The following is a 14,782-nucleotide window of genomic DNA, read 5'->3' on the forward strand; positions in this document are numbered from 1 at the left end:
ATGCAAAGAGGCCAGTTAAGACTAGCAAGAAATTTTTCATGTCCAATTATTTAATTAATAACCGGACAAATTTGCGAAGGGCGATTTTTTGAAAAAACGACACCTGTGTTCAAGTGTCGTTTAGGCAGGTTAAACCGGAGTATATTGGGGTTCTTCAGTTTCCACTTTTTTTGAATTCAGGTCATTAGTACCGGAAAATACATGGACCAGGTGATCACGGTAGTATCCCAGGTCGCGGTTGATGTCCGCATTTTTTTCAACGTCATGAAAGTGAAAGCTTTTCAGCGGCTTCATTCCCGTGAATGCATTCATGCGGTGGAAGCCAAACATAGGTCCTTCGTCAACGCTTTTTTCATGGAAGAATTCGCCAGGTAATGTAAATGCCGTCGCGGGAGCATTCCAGCTGGTAGTCAGCATGTAATGTCTGCCGTGTAGCTGCCCGCCCGTGCCGTAATTGATCGCCGGATTGTCGGATTTCCGTCCATCGCTATGGTAAATGCCCTTGTTATGACCGGCTGTAAATACGACATCAATGTACTTTTTGAACTCGTGTGGCAGCTGGAACCACCATACCGGCGTATGATAAATGACCACATCCGCCCAGTTGTATTTTTCGACTTCCTCGGCAGGGACATATCCTTTGCTAATGTGCGTCGTACGGACTTCGAAGTCTTTGTTATCTTGAAAAAATGCCTCTGTGGATGCTGTGACGGAGTTATTATATCTGCCTCCTGAATGTCCGAAGTTCTGCCCGCCGTTAATGATGAATATTCTGGTCATGTCTTTTTGTTTTTCAAATTGCTATGACACAAAATTACCGGGGTATTAGTTATTATAAAAATAACATAAATCATACATTTGTATCATTATTATAATAATTAGATCACATGGTCAATCTGGAATGGTACCGCACTTTTAAGGCTATATATAAAACTGGAACCCTCACGGGCGCAGCCGAGGCATTGTTTATTTCTCAGCCGGGCGTAAGCCTTCACCTCGGTTCGTTGGAAAGTTATGTAGGTTATAAGCTGTTTGACCGCACGGGCCGGCGCATGATCCCGACCGAGCGGGGTAAGGTACTATTCAATTCCATTATCGAGCCCTTGATGCGCCTGGAAGACACAGAGAAGAACTTTCAGAAGAGCACTGAAAAACATACGCCTACCATCAGCGTTGGAATGTGTTTTGAAACCTTCCAGATTACACTGGAACAGTACATTTCGACATTACCTTTCAATGTCATCATCCGTTTCGGCGAGTACCGGGAAATGCTCGACCAGCTTGATAAGGGAATTCTGGACCTAATCATCACGCCTCAGAAAGGCACATCGCCCAATATTGAGCATGAGGCATTTTCTTCGGAAACCATTGTGATGGTGTGTGGTAATGAGGTGGATGACATTGCTTTTCATGAACTATTGAACAAAAAAGACAATGATGCAATCCTGGCCTGGCTGAAAGAGCAGAAGTGGTACGGAACGACCAGCGATATGGAACATTTATTCCGGTTCTGGCAACTCAATTTCAACAGTAACCCTGATTTTCGGCCTAACTACATTGTCCCGAACATCAACTCCATCGTTCGCTGCCTTACCAGCGGAAAAGGCCTGGCAGTAATCCCTGATTTTCTGTGTCGAAAAGAAGTGGAAAGCGGACTGGTCAAACTGTTGTGGGAAGGTTCGCCGAAGCTTAAAAACACATTGCACTTCGCGACTCGGAGGAGAACGCAATATGGCAGCGAGATTGCATTGATCAAAGATCTGTTCAGAAAAGTAATGGTGGAGGAATGAGCAATGGTGTGGATAATCAAACCAGTTTTTGCCTCAATGCCTTCGAAACAGCTTCCTGAGAGGAGTTCACATGCAGCTTTTCGTATATTTTGCGAATGTGTGAATTGACCGTGTTAATGCTGATGAAGCAGGTTTCGGCGATCATTTTGTAACTCTGGCCATCGACCAGGCATTTCAGAATTTCTTTCTCACGTTTGGATAGGTCATAAAATTCGGGCTCCGGCTGGTTCACCGACTGAAAAAACGACAAAACCTTCCGCGCAATGCTCGGGCTCATGGGCGACCCGCCGGTATACACCTCTGCAATGGATTCGAGTACCTGGTCGGGCGAGGTACCTTTGAGAATATAGCCCGAAGCCCCCGCACAAATGGCTGCAAAAACTTTATCCTCGTCTTCAAATACAGTTTGCATCAATATTTGCATGCCCGGAAATTCCTTTTTAATGATTTTAACCGCCTCAATCCCTGAGACTTCCGGCATTTTGATATCCATAATGATCACGTCTGGCTTGGCGCGGGCTACCTTTTGGAGCACATTGAGGGCATTGGAAAAAACGCCGCTTAGCAGATAGTCGTCGCTCCCTTCGAACAGCAGCGAAAGATTATCGGTAAAGGTTTTATTATCGTCAAAAATGGCTACCCGGATCATGATATTTTAACTAAAATGTTAGCATTGAAGACTTAGCGGATCAAAGGTCAATAAAGCGATGCACACAGTCAATAGCGAATTCATGCGATCGGGATGACCATTTTGACCTGCGTTCCCTGGCCGAGTTTTGAATTAATTTGCAAGTCGCCGCCGATCTGGGTGGCCCTGTTTTTCAGGTTTCGCAGGCCATTTCCTTCATTCAAGACGTCCTCTTCAAATCCTTTTCCATCGTCGCTGATCAGGATCCAGACATAGTTTTTTTCTTTCTGTATGGTCATGGCTACGTGAGATGCATCGGAATGCTTAGCCGCATTCACTACACTTTCTTTGAAGATCAGAAACAGGTTTCGTTGCACTTCCAGGCCCATTTGCCAATGCTGGGTGTCTTTGGCCGTGAATTTCAGCTCTATTTTTTTGCTTTGAAGAACTGATTCTGCGAATGATTTGACCTTCTCGAAAAAGTCTTCGGCCTGGTCATTCTGAGGATTAATAACCCATACCACACCGCGCATAGTTTGCATCATTTCCTTCGATTCGTCCATGATCCGTTCCAGAATCGGGCGGATCTCTTCGGGTTTTTTGTCAAACCGCGATCTCGCCATTTCACCAAGAAAAGTAATGCTGCTCAATGCGGTACCCACGTCGTCGTGCAAGTCGGCAGCAATTTCGTTCCGGATTTTTTGCAGGCGGATCTGGTTACGTAGACGGTACATTCGGATAAAATAGAGGACGATGCCTACTATCAGCAGCACATAGGCGGCGATCATGGGCACAAACCAGGGCCTTTGCCAGAAAGCTTCATCAAGGTGAAACGGGAGCGAGGCAATGTGTTCCGGGTAGTTGAGATTCCTGACCTGCAAGGTATAATCGCCCCCGAAAAGATTGATGTAATTGACAATGGTATGCTTCCCGTTTTCATGCCAGCGTTTGTCGAAACCTTCTAGTCGGTAGGCGTAACGTGCATTCAATGAGTCTTTTATGTCTTTGAATTGAATGATAATGTGTGTTTGATTGTAAAGGAGGGATATAGGTTTGCCCATGTTATAACTGGAATCCTGTTCTTCGTTGGTGGCCAGAAAAGAGGTGAATTGAATGTCCTGAGCCGGTGCGAGGTTGCATAGCAAAACACAGGCTGCAATTAGCGCAGCAAGCCTTTTACCGGCAAATCGGGTACATTCAATGTTCAAATTCTGGCATTCGATCAAGGCTGGGCAGTTTGGGTTTGACGGAAAATAGGATCGCGATCAGGCAAATGATCTTGATCAGGTTATAAGCGGGAATGATCTTGTCCCAAAGCAGATCCATGAAATTATCTGAAAAATAAGCCGTCAGAAAATTGCTCATGACATCGATAAAGAGGTTGATACAAAAATCAATGAGCAACACCAGCACCAGGTAAAATAGCGGCTCGTTGATGTGAGAGCTGTTTCTGAGCCGATCGGTAATGTAAATACCCGACAGTGCCATCATAATGACATCATAAGGAATAGTCGACCGCAGCTGAAACTCCTGAATGCCGTACGTAATGATGTACAGCCACACCACGATCCAGATCAGAACGGATAACCCGGCAATGAGTTTCGGCTGGACGATATGGTTTAACAGATTTTGAAAGATCATTCCAAATATCACACTCCCAAGCAACGGCATGCAATAGTAGGCCACATTACGTAATTGCAGCTGCGCGAGCACGGTTACCAGGAAAACGGAGCACACCGAACCCATCACATACAACCGAAAAGTGGTATCCAGACGCCGCCATTGCCACGCACCGGCGAGGATAGGCAGGTACCACAGATAGGCGCTGATCTGCGCGAGTTGGTCAAAAATGTTCTGTATCAGCAAAAGCATGGCTATCTGTTCAGCCGGCGTACACAGGAAGACGTCATATTAGGCGTGCTGCCGTCACCCAGTGGCGGTGGCTCCGACGGGTTGCCTGGATCTAGGGACACTTGCTTTGTCAGAAACGGCCGGGCGGTGGAAAATGGCAGGGTACCCCACACGGTTTCCCGTGGGTAGTCCGCAATCGTCGCGTCCTCGCTTTCGGCGCCAATAGCGATGATGTGCATGATCCGAAAAGGTTCGTTGTTGCGGCTTGGCGATCCGTAGCCGAGAAAAAACTTGATCCCGACACCATTGCCCTCGCCATTCCAGAGCTGATCAATGAGCGCGTTTTTGCCCAAAAAATAGCCTGTTACCAGTCTGGGCAGATTAATCGCCCTCAGTCCGCCGCTAGTGGCGACCGCCCTGGAAACATTTGCGCTGTTGGCAATTGCGAACACCCTGGGTGGAAGCTTGACCGTGAATTCAGGCGTGCCCTCACGGAAACGCTCTTTGAAATTATTGCGCAGCTCGTGGTAGTAGCTGTCATTCACATCCATCACATAAGCCTGCGTCTTTTCACCTTTATTGAAAGAAACTGAGGCGAAATCCACGAGCTCGAAAGTCTTGGTAACAGGCTTAAACACCGGCATGGTTTGTGATACTTCATTATATTGTTCAAATACCTCTGGTCTGCTGGTTAATGAGGCTCTGCGCATAAGCAGGAGCATTTTGTTATTTTCATCGAGACCGAAATATACATTGAGGCCGTCGAAATGAAAGCCGGTCGTGAAATCCCCTCCCGGATTGGGGCCGTTGCGGTTTTCGGTCAGCAGCTCTTCCAAGGTAGTTTTGTCAAGAAAGAAAGAGGCTTGTGAAACGTCAATGCTCTTGCTGGCCCGCAATCCCTCGAATCCGGCGATGAGATCGAATGCTTCCTGTTTGGAAAGCGGGTCAAAAGCATGGTGGGCAGGTGTAATCAGATTAGATATCCTAACAAAACCTCTTGAAGACATCGTGTTACATGGTTTAGGTTAAACAACTTATTATCTTTTAAAATAATATAGAAATTATCGCATTGTCAATGCGTTGATTTTGGGGTATTTATGGGTAATAGTACGTGTTCGGAATGGGGGTAAAGAACTAGTTACGATCTGTGCAGTTTAACATAAGCCGAGGGCGTTGTCCCTTCTGATTTTTTGAAAACCTGGTTAAATGTGGCCTTGGAGTTAAAGCCGCATTCCAAAGCTATCCCGAGAATGGATAAATGGCTGTTGGCCGGATCGATAGCTTGTTGCTTAAACTCATTTAATCGGTACTGATTGATCAGTTCATAAAAATTGCTTCCTAATTCAGCATTAATCGCCTGAGAAAGTTGGTGCTTGGGAATGTCCATCATGTCGCTGAGCTCCGCGATGGTCAGACTGGGATTGAGATAGGGCTTCTCGCGCGACATAAGATCCTTTAATTTTGCTGCGATCATCGTGCTGCCCTCGCTGTTCAGCCCGCTCTTTGAATATTTAACGGAAACTGGTTCTGCTGCAATTTCTGATGTCCGGAACGTATTGTGCTGCATGGGCGCAAAGGCCATTTTTTCCTGCAAAAGCTTGTAGGCGATCCAGTACACCAGTACAACTACCAATATAAAATGCGAAGGATAAATGCCTGAAAAGTGTGGTACCTGATATTTTTTGGCATAAAAAGTAAAAAGTGCGAAAACCATCAGGCCTAACAGGAGCCACAGAAATTCTTGCAGCCAGCGAATATTGACACGGGCATCGTCAGAAAAGTACTGCGAACGCTCGCCGACATTGCGGTAGAAAAACCACAATGCGGCCGAAGTAAAACCGATGTGCAGGTAATTGGTGATGTGATTCATCCAGCCAAAATCTGCCTGGCTCACCATAACCGGGTCGGACAGATAAGCCACTTTGGAGGCGGTTCCCGACAAGAAATAGGGTGTCAGCAGAACGAGGTAAACCAAAAACGGAATGGCGTAAAGCAAATGGGCCCGCCGGAAAGTAAAATCAATTTCGACGATACTTTGGGTTAACAGCAAGATCAGCGGTCCGTAAAGAACAGGTAAAAGCCACGATAACCTGCTGAAATGAGGGTAGGCAATGAACAGGTCTTCGACGTCCAGGCTAATCAGGAAAAGATGGAAAATGACCAGCAGGATGAAAAATGAGAGAATCCGGTTGGGAATCCTGTTCGATCCTTTTTTGTAGAGGAGGAAGATCAGAAAGCTCCCCTGAATGATGCCGGAAAGTAAAAGTGCAAAGATCAAAGCGAATGTGAAACCTCAAAAATAGCCAAATTATTTGGTCTGAACTTGTCGGCAGAGACGATCAGGACGATTTTTCGGGCAAACATTGCGGAAAATTTAAAAAATGAAATTGTCAATCTACACCACCATTATTACCCTGTCCCTGTTTTTCTGTCTAAGCCATGCACAACCCGCTTATGAAAAACGCTTTCCGTCCGATGTGCTGATCAAGGATCTTTCATTCATCCAAAACGCTGTAAAAGGCCTGCACCCGGGGTATGACCGATTTGGCAAAAAGGGAGAGTTTGATGCAGCTTGTGATTCTGTTCGCACTGTTTTAGAAAAACAGGATTCGTTAACATTGAAGTCATTTTTCAGGCTTGTAAATCCCATGCTGGTGAAAGTACGTTGCGGTCATACCAAGTTTTTCCCGCCTATGAAAGGCTTCCCATTTTACTTTCATACCGATCATCTTTTGCCTGTCATTGTCCGGTTTGACGACGGCGGCAGATTGTTAATTGTTAAGTCAACCAATGAAAGCTTTCGGGGAAAGTATCTGGAAATGATTAATGGGAAACCTGTCGGTGAAATCGTGAAGGAGTTGCGGAAGCAAATGTTCATCGATGGTTTCGTGCAATCCTCTGCTGATGCGCAGATTGAGCAGTATTTCAGTGCTTGGTATGCTGATTTTATTCAAGACGGTGAAGAATTTCAATTGGCTTTTAAAGACGAATCGGGTCGGGAGACATCGTCGGATGTGGCTGGGATTTCTAATGAAACCTGGCAGGAACTTAACAAAAAGACAAGTTCATTAATCGCCACGAATCGACTGGAAATGAAGAATGATTCTGTCGCATTGTTGCGGATACCAGGTTTTTATTCCAACAATGGCAACAAGCATTTTATCAGCTTTCTGGATTCGAGCTTTTCGGAGATCAGGAAAAAGAACATTCAAAACCTGATCGTCGACGTGCGGGATAATGAAGGCGGCAATGATGTTTTGGGAAAGGAACTGTTTGCCCGAATGGCAGTGAAAGATTTCAATTACTACGACCGGATCGAAGTGAAGGTCAAGACTAAAAAGCAGGTACCCAACTATAAAGCGGCTTATTTTCCGAAATTCATCGGTCTGGCCAGACTTTTCATTCACAAGGATGAACAGGGGAGGCTTTTGTTCAAAAAACATAAAAACCTGGGAGCGCATCACCCTCAAAAAGACACCTATCGAGGCAAGGTTTGGTTTCTGACCAATGGTTTGAGCTACTCAGTCACTTCGGAATTTCTGGCGGTCGCCAAGAGCGAAAACCGTGGCGTTTTCGCAGGTGCCGAATCGGGCGGGACTTATGAGGGTGACAACAGCGGTACCTTCGTTATTTTCAAGCTCCCAGCAACCGGACTGGATCTGGGTGTCCCGGTAGGAGGTTACTATATGGCTGTCAAACCCGCAGAGAAACCTGGCAGAGGCATTATTCCTGACATGACTATCTTGCCAACCCGCCAGGACTTGCTTGAAAACCGTGATCCGGCTATCCCATTGATCTTGAAAAAAATAGCCGGATCTACTCACCCAATTTCGCAATAGACTCGATCAGCCCGCGCATGTATCCGATCGCGAAAAGGGCGCCTATGTTGCTGTATCCCGGATGTTCGTTGCTGTCACCGGCCATGGTGGGGACGTGGTCCGGGCGCATCGGGCCTTTGAAACCAATGTCGTAGTAGTTTTTCATCGCCAGATACATATCGGTTTTACCATCATCGTGAAACGTTTCTTCGAAATGGGTTTTATCGCCGCGAACGTCCCGGGAATGCGGAATTGATCTCTCCCAAAAAAGTGTAAAAACTGCCTTTATAAAAAGTCGCGTCGATTTGCCATGTCCCTAATATTTTTCCCATCTAAGACCCTTTGTTGATTGGCCTGCTTCCAGTCTTTGGCTGTGCAGCCCCACATGGCAATGTTAAGCATGTCGGCCTCGGTTGCGATGATCCACATTAAAAAATCTCAAAGCATTGCCTTCCCCAAAAATATCCATACTTTGAATTCTCAATCAAACATATACTACTATGGGTAAATTTGCAGTGTCCACTAGGGCTAATGGTGAATACCAATTCAACCTGAAAGCTGACAACGGACAGACGATTTTGGCAAGCGAAGGCTATTCCACCAAAGCAAGCTGTGAGAACGGAATTGAATCCGTCAGAAAAAACGCCCCGGATGAGGGCCGCTACGAGCGGTTGACTTCTAAAAATGGTAAATACTACTTCTCCCTCAAAGCAGGAAATGGTCAGGTGATCGGAAGCAGCGAAATGTACGAAAGCACTTCCGGCCGTGATAACGGCATCGAATCGGTGAAGAAAAATGCGCCGGATGCTACTATTGATGATCAAACCGCATAAATACTAAAAAGAGGATGGTCAGGCGACCTTCCTCTTTTTCTCTCTACTACTCCAACATTAAACGGTGAGTCCGCGTCTGCCCGCGTTCAGCTACTTTGAGCAGATATACACCCACCGGTATCTTTTCCGGTATCCTGAGCCAGAGATTTCCGGATTGTCTGTCAATGGTTTCAATGGGTATTGCTCGTCCGGCGAGGCTTGTGAAAGTTACGGTCGCAGTAATGGGTTCGTCCAGTCGCAGCACAAATGGGCTGTTTCTGATAACCGGATTGGGGAATATGCCGTAGGGTTCCTGGCGAAGTATGACGGCCGTGGCTTTGTATCTCGTCAGTTTTTCGTCCATGTCTGTTTGGCTGAGCCGGTAATAGCTCGTCCCTGTATAGGGTGTGATGTCAATTAGGTCATAGTTTTTTAAATCGCTGCTTTCAGGTTCCAAATCGCTGACTTCCCCTGCTTTTTCGAAAATCTTTAAATCTTTGCTGCGTTCAACGACAAAGCTTTTATTGTTGGTCTCGAACGTGGTGGTCCACATGATTTTGACGGTCTGGTTTGGCAATGGTTCTGCACGGAATGACACCAACGTCACCGGAAGCGCATCCGGGTCTGTGGTGAGAAAGAAGCCGCTGAAATCACTTGCTTCAAAACTGACGACCCAGTAGCCGGATGTACTGTTCCAGGTTACGCTGGCAGGAGCCAATGTGGTAAATGTGCCGGGATAGCTGCCGGGAGTGCCGCTGCCGTCAGAGCTGGTACCACTTTTTTTAGCAATGCGGATATTGCCTTTGTTTCCGGCCATGTCCGTTGCATTCACCGGCATGTCGGGCCCGTGGCCGGGTACAGCATTGTAAGAGTCAAATTCAGATTGCAGAAAATACAATTTCACCGCTGCCGTAAATACATTTTCAGAGCTTACCTCATAATGTCTTGCCAGATAAAAGCCTCCATTGAAAGCCGGAGCGCTGTTTTCCACCCAAACTTTTCCTATGATGTTCCCGCCAGGGTCGGTCGGAGAAAGGGGAGTAACTGAGCCGATCAATGTGCAGCTGCCAGTTTGAAGTAAATTCTCACCTGCTATTAATGTTATAGTCGCATTCGTTGCTGCGAGCGGGAGCGTCGCATGCTGTTTTATTTGAATGTTAACCTTTGAAAATGGGTCATTGAAAGGAACATTGTCTACCAACACGCTAACGCTCGCTGCACCGCCTGCGCCGATGGTGTTGAAAGTAGCAGTAGCTTCTCCGCCTGGCTGAATGGGGGCAGTGACGTTGGAGGTCGACCCCAGCGAGGCGAAGAAAGTAACGGGCTGACCAGTCAATGCACTCAGATCGCTTCCTGCTATGAGCTCATTCTCCGAATTTCGGGTGAAACCTGTGGTGATCAAAGAGGTGTTGGACGGCGGACCGAGGCAGATTTCGCTGTTTTCAGTTGTTGTATTTAGCATGAGATATGGCGCAAAAGTGTATTTGGGATCGTCCATATCACCTGTTGAAGCTGCCTTATTGGAACAGTCCTTGGCTCCCAGGTTACAGCTCCACCAGTTGTTGGTGACATTCACATTTCCTTGCGAAACCTGAACCGCCACGGCACTTCGGGTGGTGTTATTGGAATGCACACCATTCCCTGAAAACCGGTTGTAATTGATCATTACGGTATTTCCAATGGCTGATCCATTGTTGACCATGATAGCGCCGCCGCCAATTCCGGTAGCACTCGTTGCAAAATTTCCGATAAAATTATTCTTCTGGATAGTCGCGGAGAAACCGGGGTTGCCCTCTCCTGAGATAATGCTCAGCGCACCGCCGCTGCTACCTGCTCCTGAGGCTGAATTGTTTAAAAAAATACAGTGTGTGAACGAAAACGAGGCGATGGCACCTGCGTTAGCACCAACTTCGAAATGAAGCGCCCCGCCATTGCTACCATGAGCGGGATCGATGGTGTTGTTTGTGAAACTACAATTGGAAATATTTAACACACTACCTGGTCCGCCGGCCAAAATGGCGCCTCCGCCCAGTACATCGCTGGTCAGTTTGCCTCGCGTAAAAGTGATGCCCGAAATCGTGACGTTCACATTACTGGTCGTCCTGCCGGGGTTGATCAGCAAAATCCGGTCTGCATTGTTACCGTCTATAATGGTATTGCCCGCACCAGCGCCGGTAATCGTGATGTCGGTAGGGTTGTTGCCGAGCTGTATCTGTCCCAATGTGAGCACATACGTGCCTGCCTGCACGCTGATCGTGTGCGGGCCAGCGGTCAGCGCGGCGTCCTGGATAGCACCCCGGAGCTGGTCCGTCGCGTTGCCGTCCGTGGTGACGCTCACCATGTAATTCGTCGCGTTAACCTGCAATGAAGCAAGCATTAGCAGACAGCCCATGACTGCACGGCAAGTTGGAAAGCGAAATTGAAAGGTTCTTTTTACATAATGAAAAATGTAATGGTTAATGATCATGATGGTGTGGATGAAGTTGAAGTGTAATTTGACCTGCCTTTGTTTCAAATGAGGCGGCAATTACAGGCTAACCAACTGCATTTAATATAGATATGGTAGGTAGTCAGTCCAACTTGATCACCAGAGCAGCGGGGATTTGAGAAACTCCGAAGGGGTTTGCCCGGTAAATAATTTGAAGTCTTTATTGAAATGGGGCTGATCAAAATAACCGGCACGAAAAGCTGCGTCGGCCAATGCGTCTCGTGTAAGTCCTTCATTGACAATAGACTGCATTCTGATAATATTTGAAAATTGCTTGGGAGAAATCCCTGCGACGCGTCGGAAACGTTTTTCAAAAGCATCCTGACTAATGAAGAGAGCGTCTGCTAATTCCTTGATCCTAATGACGCCTTTGGCTGTACGGATTCGCTCAATGGCGGCCAGTATTAATATATCCGGTTTGTAATGACCGATCTTGGAAAGTAAAAAATGTTCCAAGACCTTGATCCTCAGCCAATCATCGGTCATTTCGGCCAACTGGTCTTCTATGCGGGTAATGTCTTTAAAACCAGCCAGATCATCCATTGAAACGCTCTCACCAAGCAACTCGTGAAGTGGTTCTTTGAAAAACACGGCTGCCACCGCTTCTTTGAAAATAACCAGAACATTTGCTGCGCCTTTCGAATAATTGATCAGCTGCCGCGATTTTCTTACGCCCGATAAAACCGAGACCGGTAATTCTTTTTTGACATGATCATTCAGATAACTCACCGTACCCCGAACCCTGAACGCCATTACCAGCGACGTTTCCGGCAAAACCCTGTTCACCAATTCTTCACCGGATTCAATGATGAGGTACTTCTTGATGAACGGGGCCAGCGCCGGTGTCGGGGCAAAGGTTTGTATTTTCATTTTGGGACGAGATACGGCGTGTCATCTGCGGTAACTACGTCTTAACATTCATTTTCCCCAATTTGTTACTGATCAATCCTTCCTTTTTCATCGTCCGAAGCATTGTTATTATGTCTGCGTTTACGGGCGAATGTGTCCTTGCCAAACCGGTAGGAAATTGATAGGCCAACTCGCTGCGTGTCGGATTCGCTGGTTTGAAAGTATTCGGATTGTCTCAGGCTGAGCGATTTGTTGTGGTAAATCCAGGTGTGAAAAATATCCTCGGCGCTCAGACTAATGTTACCTTTGCCCTTCCAGATCTTCTTCTGGATCCCCGCATTCACCCGGTACATCCCTGATGTGACCGTTTGCCCATTCAGGTCGCGGCTTGCATAGTAGCCTCCCAGCTCGGCGGACCACCCATTTTTCATTGTAAAATAGTTGTTCACTTCCAGCCGTGCAATGTTGGTCTCAAAGCTTAGTTGCTCGGTATAAACCGGTCCCTGGATCTCCATTCTTGATAACCTCAAAGTCGTATTGGTATACCACCATTTGGTCGGGGACACGGATACTGTCGTGTTGAGTAACACCATGTAGCCGTTTGCGATGTTCTCGGGCCGGGTCGTGAATATTTCACCAACGGCTTGGGTAGTCTGGAAAATGACGTCCGTGAATTTGTTGTAACTCAGGCCCATATTCAGGAATTGTTTGTGCTGGTATTTCAGTTCCAAACGGTTTTGGTACTGCGGGGTCACCATCGGATTGCCGGAAGAGTAGGAGTACTGATCTTTGAAGACTACGAATGGATTGAGTAACTGGTAATTTGGACGGCTTATTCTTCGTACCGCCATCAGTACCAATGTATTATTGCCTTTTTTATCCAGTTTATAACTCAAAAAAGCGCTTGGGAACAATCCAGTGTAGCTTTTGGTAAAACGTATGCCCGGTATCGAATCATTACCGATCTGATTACCACGGGCCTCCGTATTTTCCACCCTAACACCCAGCTGCACCCCTAAACGGCTCCACGATTTTTGCCCGTTCATGTAAACAGCGTTGATATTTTCGTGGTACTTAAAATGATTAGACCGGCGGTTATCAATGGTTTGAATGCCTTCATTTACATTGAAATGATCGAAAATAATATCATTATCCACAATGCTCGACTTGAAACCCGCATCCATTTTCGCCTTGTTTTTGAGCGGATGCGAATAATCAGCCTTGGCAGTGTAAATGTTGATCAATGATGGAATGTGGTATAAAAACTCCTCTTGGCCGGTAACCGCTCCATTCGGCTGAAATGTTGTATTCCGGATCGTCTGGCTACCCTGTGAATGGTATCGCAGGTAGTTGGCATCCACGGCCAGCTCGCGACCGGTAGTGTTAAATTTATGCAGCATATTCAGGTTAAAACCCTTGTTGTCCCGGCTGTCATGAGCCCTGTTGTCGCCGCTGCCGATTGCGTCAAGATTATGCGTGGCATTAAAGTTGGTACTCTCATAATCAAGCGTTCCCGTTCTTTTTCCACCATTCAAATTGACAATCAAACCGTAGGTGGTTTTAGGCGTAGCCGCGAAATCCATTCCAAAATTGGCATTGAAACCATTGTTTCGGGAAGTCTGGTGATTGACAAGATCTATGAAGGAAGATGGCTTGGAATCAATGGTGTAAAACCGTCTGTCGTAGACGTCGAGGCTGTAATTTTTCTCGTGATTATAACCCAGATTGGCGAACAAGTTTACTTTTTTACGGTTGTAATTGAGGTTAATGGCATCATTATTCCTTGCATATTTGCCCATGCTCGCACCGAATGAAACGCTGCCGGTCAGTCCTCCGGCGCGGCTTTTTTTCAGACGAATGTCAATGATCGCATTGCCAGCTGCATCGTAACGCGCTGGCGGATTGTCGATCAGTTCAATTTTATCAAGCACGCCGCCAGGCAGAGATTTCAGGTAAGCAGCCAGGTCCTGGCCGGACATATAAGTACTTCTGCCATCGATCAGTACCATCACGCCACTTTTACCATTCAGGCTGATCTCGCCATTCGCACTAACGCTAACACCCGGAGTTTTTCCCAATATTTCCAAAGTATTGCTTGACGCGCTACTGATCATGGATTCTACATTCAGGACTGTTCTGTCTATTTCCTGAACGATCAGCGGCTTTTTTGTTTTGATAGTAACTTCATTTAGCTCAATGTTTTTGGCGGGAAGCAAGATCACTGGCGGCATGCTAACCGACGGATGTGCCTCGTCTATTGTCAGGGAAACGCTGGTAAATGGTTTCTGGCCCATGGCGGTGATGCTGATGAGGTAGGTTGCCGGATCTACTTTTTTGAACCGGAATTTGCCGTCGATGTCTGTAATTTCACCCAGTACCATGGAAGAGTCGGCCGCCCTCAGTAGTTTGACGGTAGCGCCCGGGATGACTTCATTGCGGGTGTCCCTCACAGCCCCGGAGATGCTATTTTCAATGTTTTGCGCCGAAGCTGTCCATATTATAAAGAGTGAAAAAAGGATGCTGATAAACGTTTTCATGGCTTTTTT

At 46.7% G+C, this 14,782-nt stretch carries 13 protein-coding genes; 3 read left to right on the forward strand and 10 right to left on the reverse strand.

The annotated features are described in order from the left end of the window. Positions 1–129: 129 nt before the first annotated feature. The gene (locus tag ABIO93_RS18935; protein ID WP_348070475.1) at positions 130–780 is read right to left on the reverse strand and encodes an NAD(P)H-dependent oxidoreductase; all 651 of its coding nucleotides are present in this window, start codon (positions 778–780) and stop codon (positions 130–132) included. Between the two features lie 107 nt (positions 781–887). On the opposite strand from ABIO93_RS18935, the gene ABIO93_RS18940 reads away from it, so the two are divergent. Then, positions 888–1,790, forward strand: coding sequence for a LysR family transcriptional regulator (locus ABIO93_RS18940; RefSeq protein WP_348070477.1), 903 nt, complete (start codon positions 888–890; stop codon positions 1,788–1,790). 16 nt (positions 1,791–1,806) lie between these two features. On the opposite strand, the gene ABIO93_RS18945 is transcribed toward ABIO93_RS18940, so the two are convergent. The 5 genes from ABIO93_RS18945 to ABIO93_RS18965 all read right to left on the reverse strand — a co-directional run bounded on the left by ABIO93_RS18945 (position 1,807) and on the right by ABIO93_RS18965 (position 6,547). Beyond that, positions 1,807–2,439, reverse strand: coding sequence for a response regulator transcription factor (locus ABIO93_RS18945; protein ID WP_348070479.1), 633 nt, complete (start codon positions 2,437–2,439; stop codon positions 1,807–1,809). Between the two features lie 80 nt (positions 2,440–2,519). Beyond that, on the reverse strand, positions 2,520–3,626 hold the full coding sequence (locus tag ABIO93_RS18950; RefSeq protein WP_348070481.1) for a histidine kinase: 1,107 nt from the start codon (positions 3,624–3,626) through the stop codon (positions 2,520–2,522). Continuing rightward, positions 3,616–4,290 carry a hypothetical protein gene (locus tag ABIO93_RS18955; RefSeq protein ID WP_348070483.1) on the reverse strand — a complete coding sequence of 225 codons (675 nt, stop codon included), beginning with the start codon at positions 4,288–4,290 and terminating at the stop codon, positions 3,616–3,618. Before ABIO93_RS18955 ends, ABIO93_RS18950 begins: the two co-directional genes overlap by 11 nt. 2 nt (positions 4,291–4,292) lie before the next feature. Next, positions 4,293–5,276, reverse strand: a complete 984-nt coding sequence (locus ABIO93_RS18960) for a hypothetical protein (RefSeq protein WP_348070485.1) — start codon at positions 5,274–5,276, stop codon at positions 4,293–4,295. A gap of 131 nt (positions 5,277–5,407) precedes the next feature. Then, a complete protein-coding gene (locus ABIO93_RS18965) occupies positions 5,408–6,547 on the reverse strand; it encodes an AraC family transcriptional regulator (protein WP_348070487.1) in 1,140 nt (379 codons plus the stop codon). Between the two features lie 103 nt (positions 6,548–6,650). Between ABIO93_RS18965 and ABIO93_RS18970 the strand changes: the two genes are divergently transcribed. Beyond that, a complete protein-coding gene (locus tag ABIO93_RS18970) occupies positions 6,651–8,108 on the forward strand; it encodes a S41 family peptidase (protein WP_348070489.1) in 1,458 nt (485 codons plus the stop codon). On the opposite strand, the gene ABIO93_RS18975 is transcribed toward ABIO93_RS18970, so the two are convergent. Next, a complete protein-coding gene (locus ABIO93_RS18975) occupies positions 8,086–8,340 on the reverse strand; it encodes a mannonate dehydratase (protein ID WP_348070561.1) in 255 nt (84 codons plus the stop codon). The genes ABIO93_RS18970 and ABIO93_RS18975 overlap by 23 nt on opposite strands. A gap of 247 nt (positions 8,341–8,587) precedes the next feature. On the opposite strand from ABIO93_RS18975, the gene ABIO93_RS18980 reads away from it, so the two are divergent. Then, complete coding sequence (locus tag ABIO93_RS18980; RefSeq protein ID WP_348070491.1) at positions 8,588–8,920, forward strand: YegP family protein; 333 nt, start codon at positions 8,588–8,590, stop codon at positions 8,918–8,920. A 46-nt stretch (positions 8,921–8,966) separates the two neighbouring features. On the opposite strand, the gene ABIO93_RS18985 is transcribed toward ABIO93_RS18980, so the two are convergent. From ABIO93_RS18985 to ABIO93_RS18995, 3 genes are all read right to left on the reverse strand, one after another. After that, positions 8,967–11,291: a hypothetical protein gene (locus ABIO93_RS18985; protein ID WP_348070493.1), complete on the reverse strand. Its 2,325-nt coding sequence runs from the start codon at positions 11,289–11,291 to the stop codon at positions 8,967–8,969. A 192-nt stretch (positions 11,292–11,483) separates the two neighbouring features. Then, positions 11,484–12,257, reverse strand: coding sequence for a helix-turn-helix transcriptional regulator (locus tag ABIO93_RS18990; RefSeq protein ID WP_348070495.1), 774 nt, complete (start codon positions 12,255–12,257; stop codon positions 11,484–11,486). 65 nt (positions 12,258–12,322) lie between these two features. Beyond that, the gene (locus ABIO93_RS18995) at positions 12,323–14,773 is read right to left on the reverse strand and encodes an outer membrane beta-barrel protein (RefSeq protein ID WP_348070497.1); all 2,451 of its coding nucleotides are present in this window, start codon (positions 14,771–14,773) and stop codon (positions 12,323–12,325) included. Positions 14,774–14,782 lie beyond the last annotated feature (9 nt).

The sequence above is a fragment of the Dyadobacter sp. genome, from assembly GCF_039919315.1.
GTDB lineage: Bacteria > Bacteroidota > Bacteroidia > Cytophagales > Spirosomataceae > Dyadobacter.

What these genes read in the sequence shown, in the direction of transcription:
- ABIO93_RS18995 (WP_348070497.1), bottom strand. Translation starts at nt 14,773, where the DNA reads ATGAAAACGTTTATCAGCATCCTTTTTTCACTCTTTATAATATGGACA.
- ABIO93_RS18945 (WP_348070479.1), bottom strand. Translation starts at nt 2,439, where the DNA reads ATGATCCGGGTAGCCATTTTTGACGATAATAAAACCTTTACCGATAAT.
- ABIO93_RS18985 (WP_348070493.1), bottom strand. Translation starts at nt 11,291, where the DNA reads ATGGGCTGTCTGCTAATGCTTGCTTCATTGCAGGTTAACGCGACGAAT.
- ABIO93_RS18940 (WP_348070477.1), top strand. Translation starts at nt 888, where the DNA reads ATGGTCAATCTGGAATGGTACCGCACTTTTAAGGCTATATATAAAACT.
- ABIO93_RS18955 (WP_348070483.1), bottom strand. Translation starts at nt 4,290, where the DNA reads ATGCTTTTGCTGATACAGAACATTTTTGACCAACTCGCGCAGATCAGC.
- ABIO93_RS18935 (WP_348070475.1), bottom strand. Translation starts at nt 780, where the DNA reads ATGACCAGAATATTCATCATTAACGGCGGGCAGAACTTCGGACATTCA.
- ABIO93_RS18990 (WP_348070495.1), bottom strand. Translation starts at nt 12,257, where the DNA reads ATGAAAATACAAACCTTTGCCCCGACACCGGCGCTGGCCCCGTTCATC.
- ABIO93_RS18980 (WP_348070491.1), top strand. Translation starts at nt 8,588, where the DNA reads ATGGGTAAATTTGCAGTGTCCACTAGGGCTAATGGTGAATACCAATTC.
- ABIO93_RS18970 (WP_348070489.1), top strand. Translation starts at nt 6,651, where the DNA reads ATGAAATTGTCAATCTACACCACCATTATTACCCTGTCCCTGTTTTTC.
- ABIO93_RS18960 (WP_348070485.1), bottom strand. Translation starts at nt 5,276, where the DNA reads ATGTCTTCAAGAGGTTTTGTTAGGATATCTAATCTGATTACACCTGCC.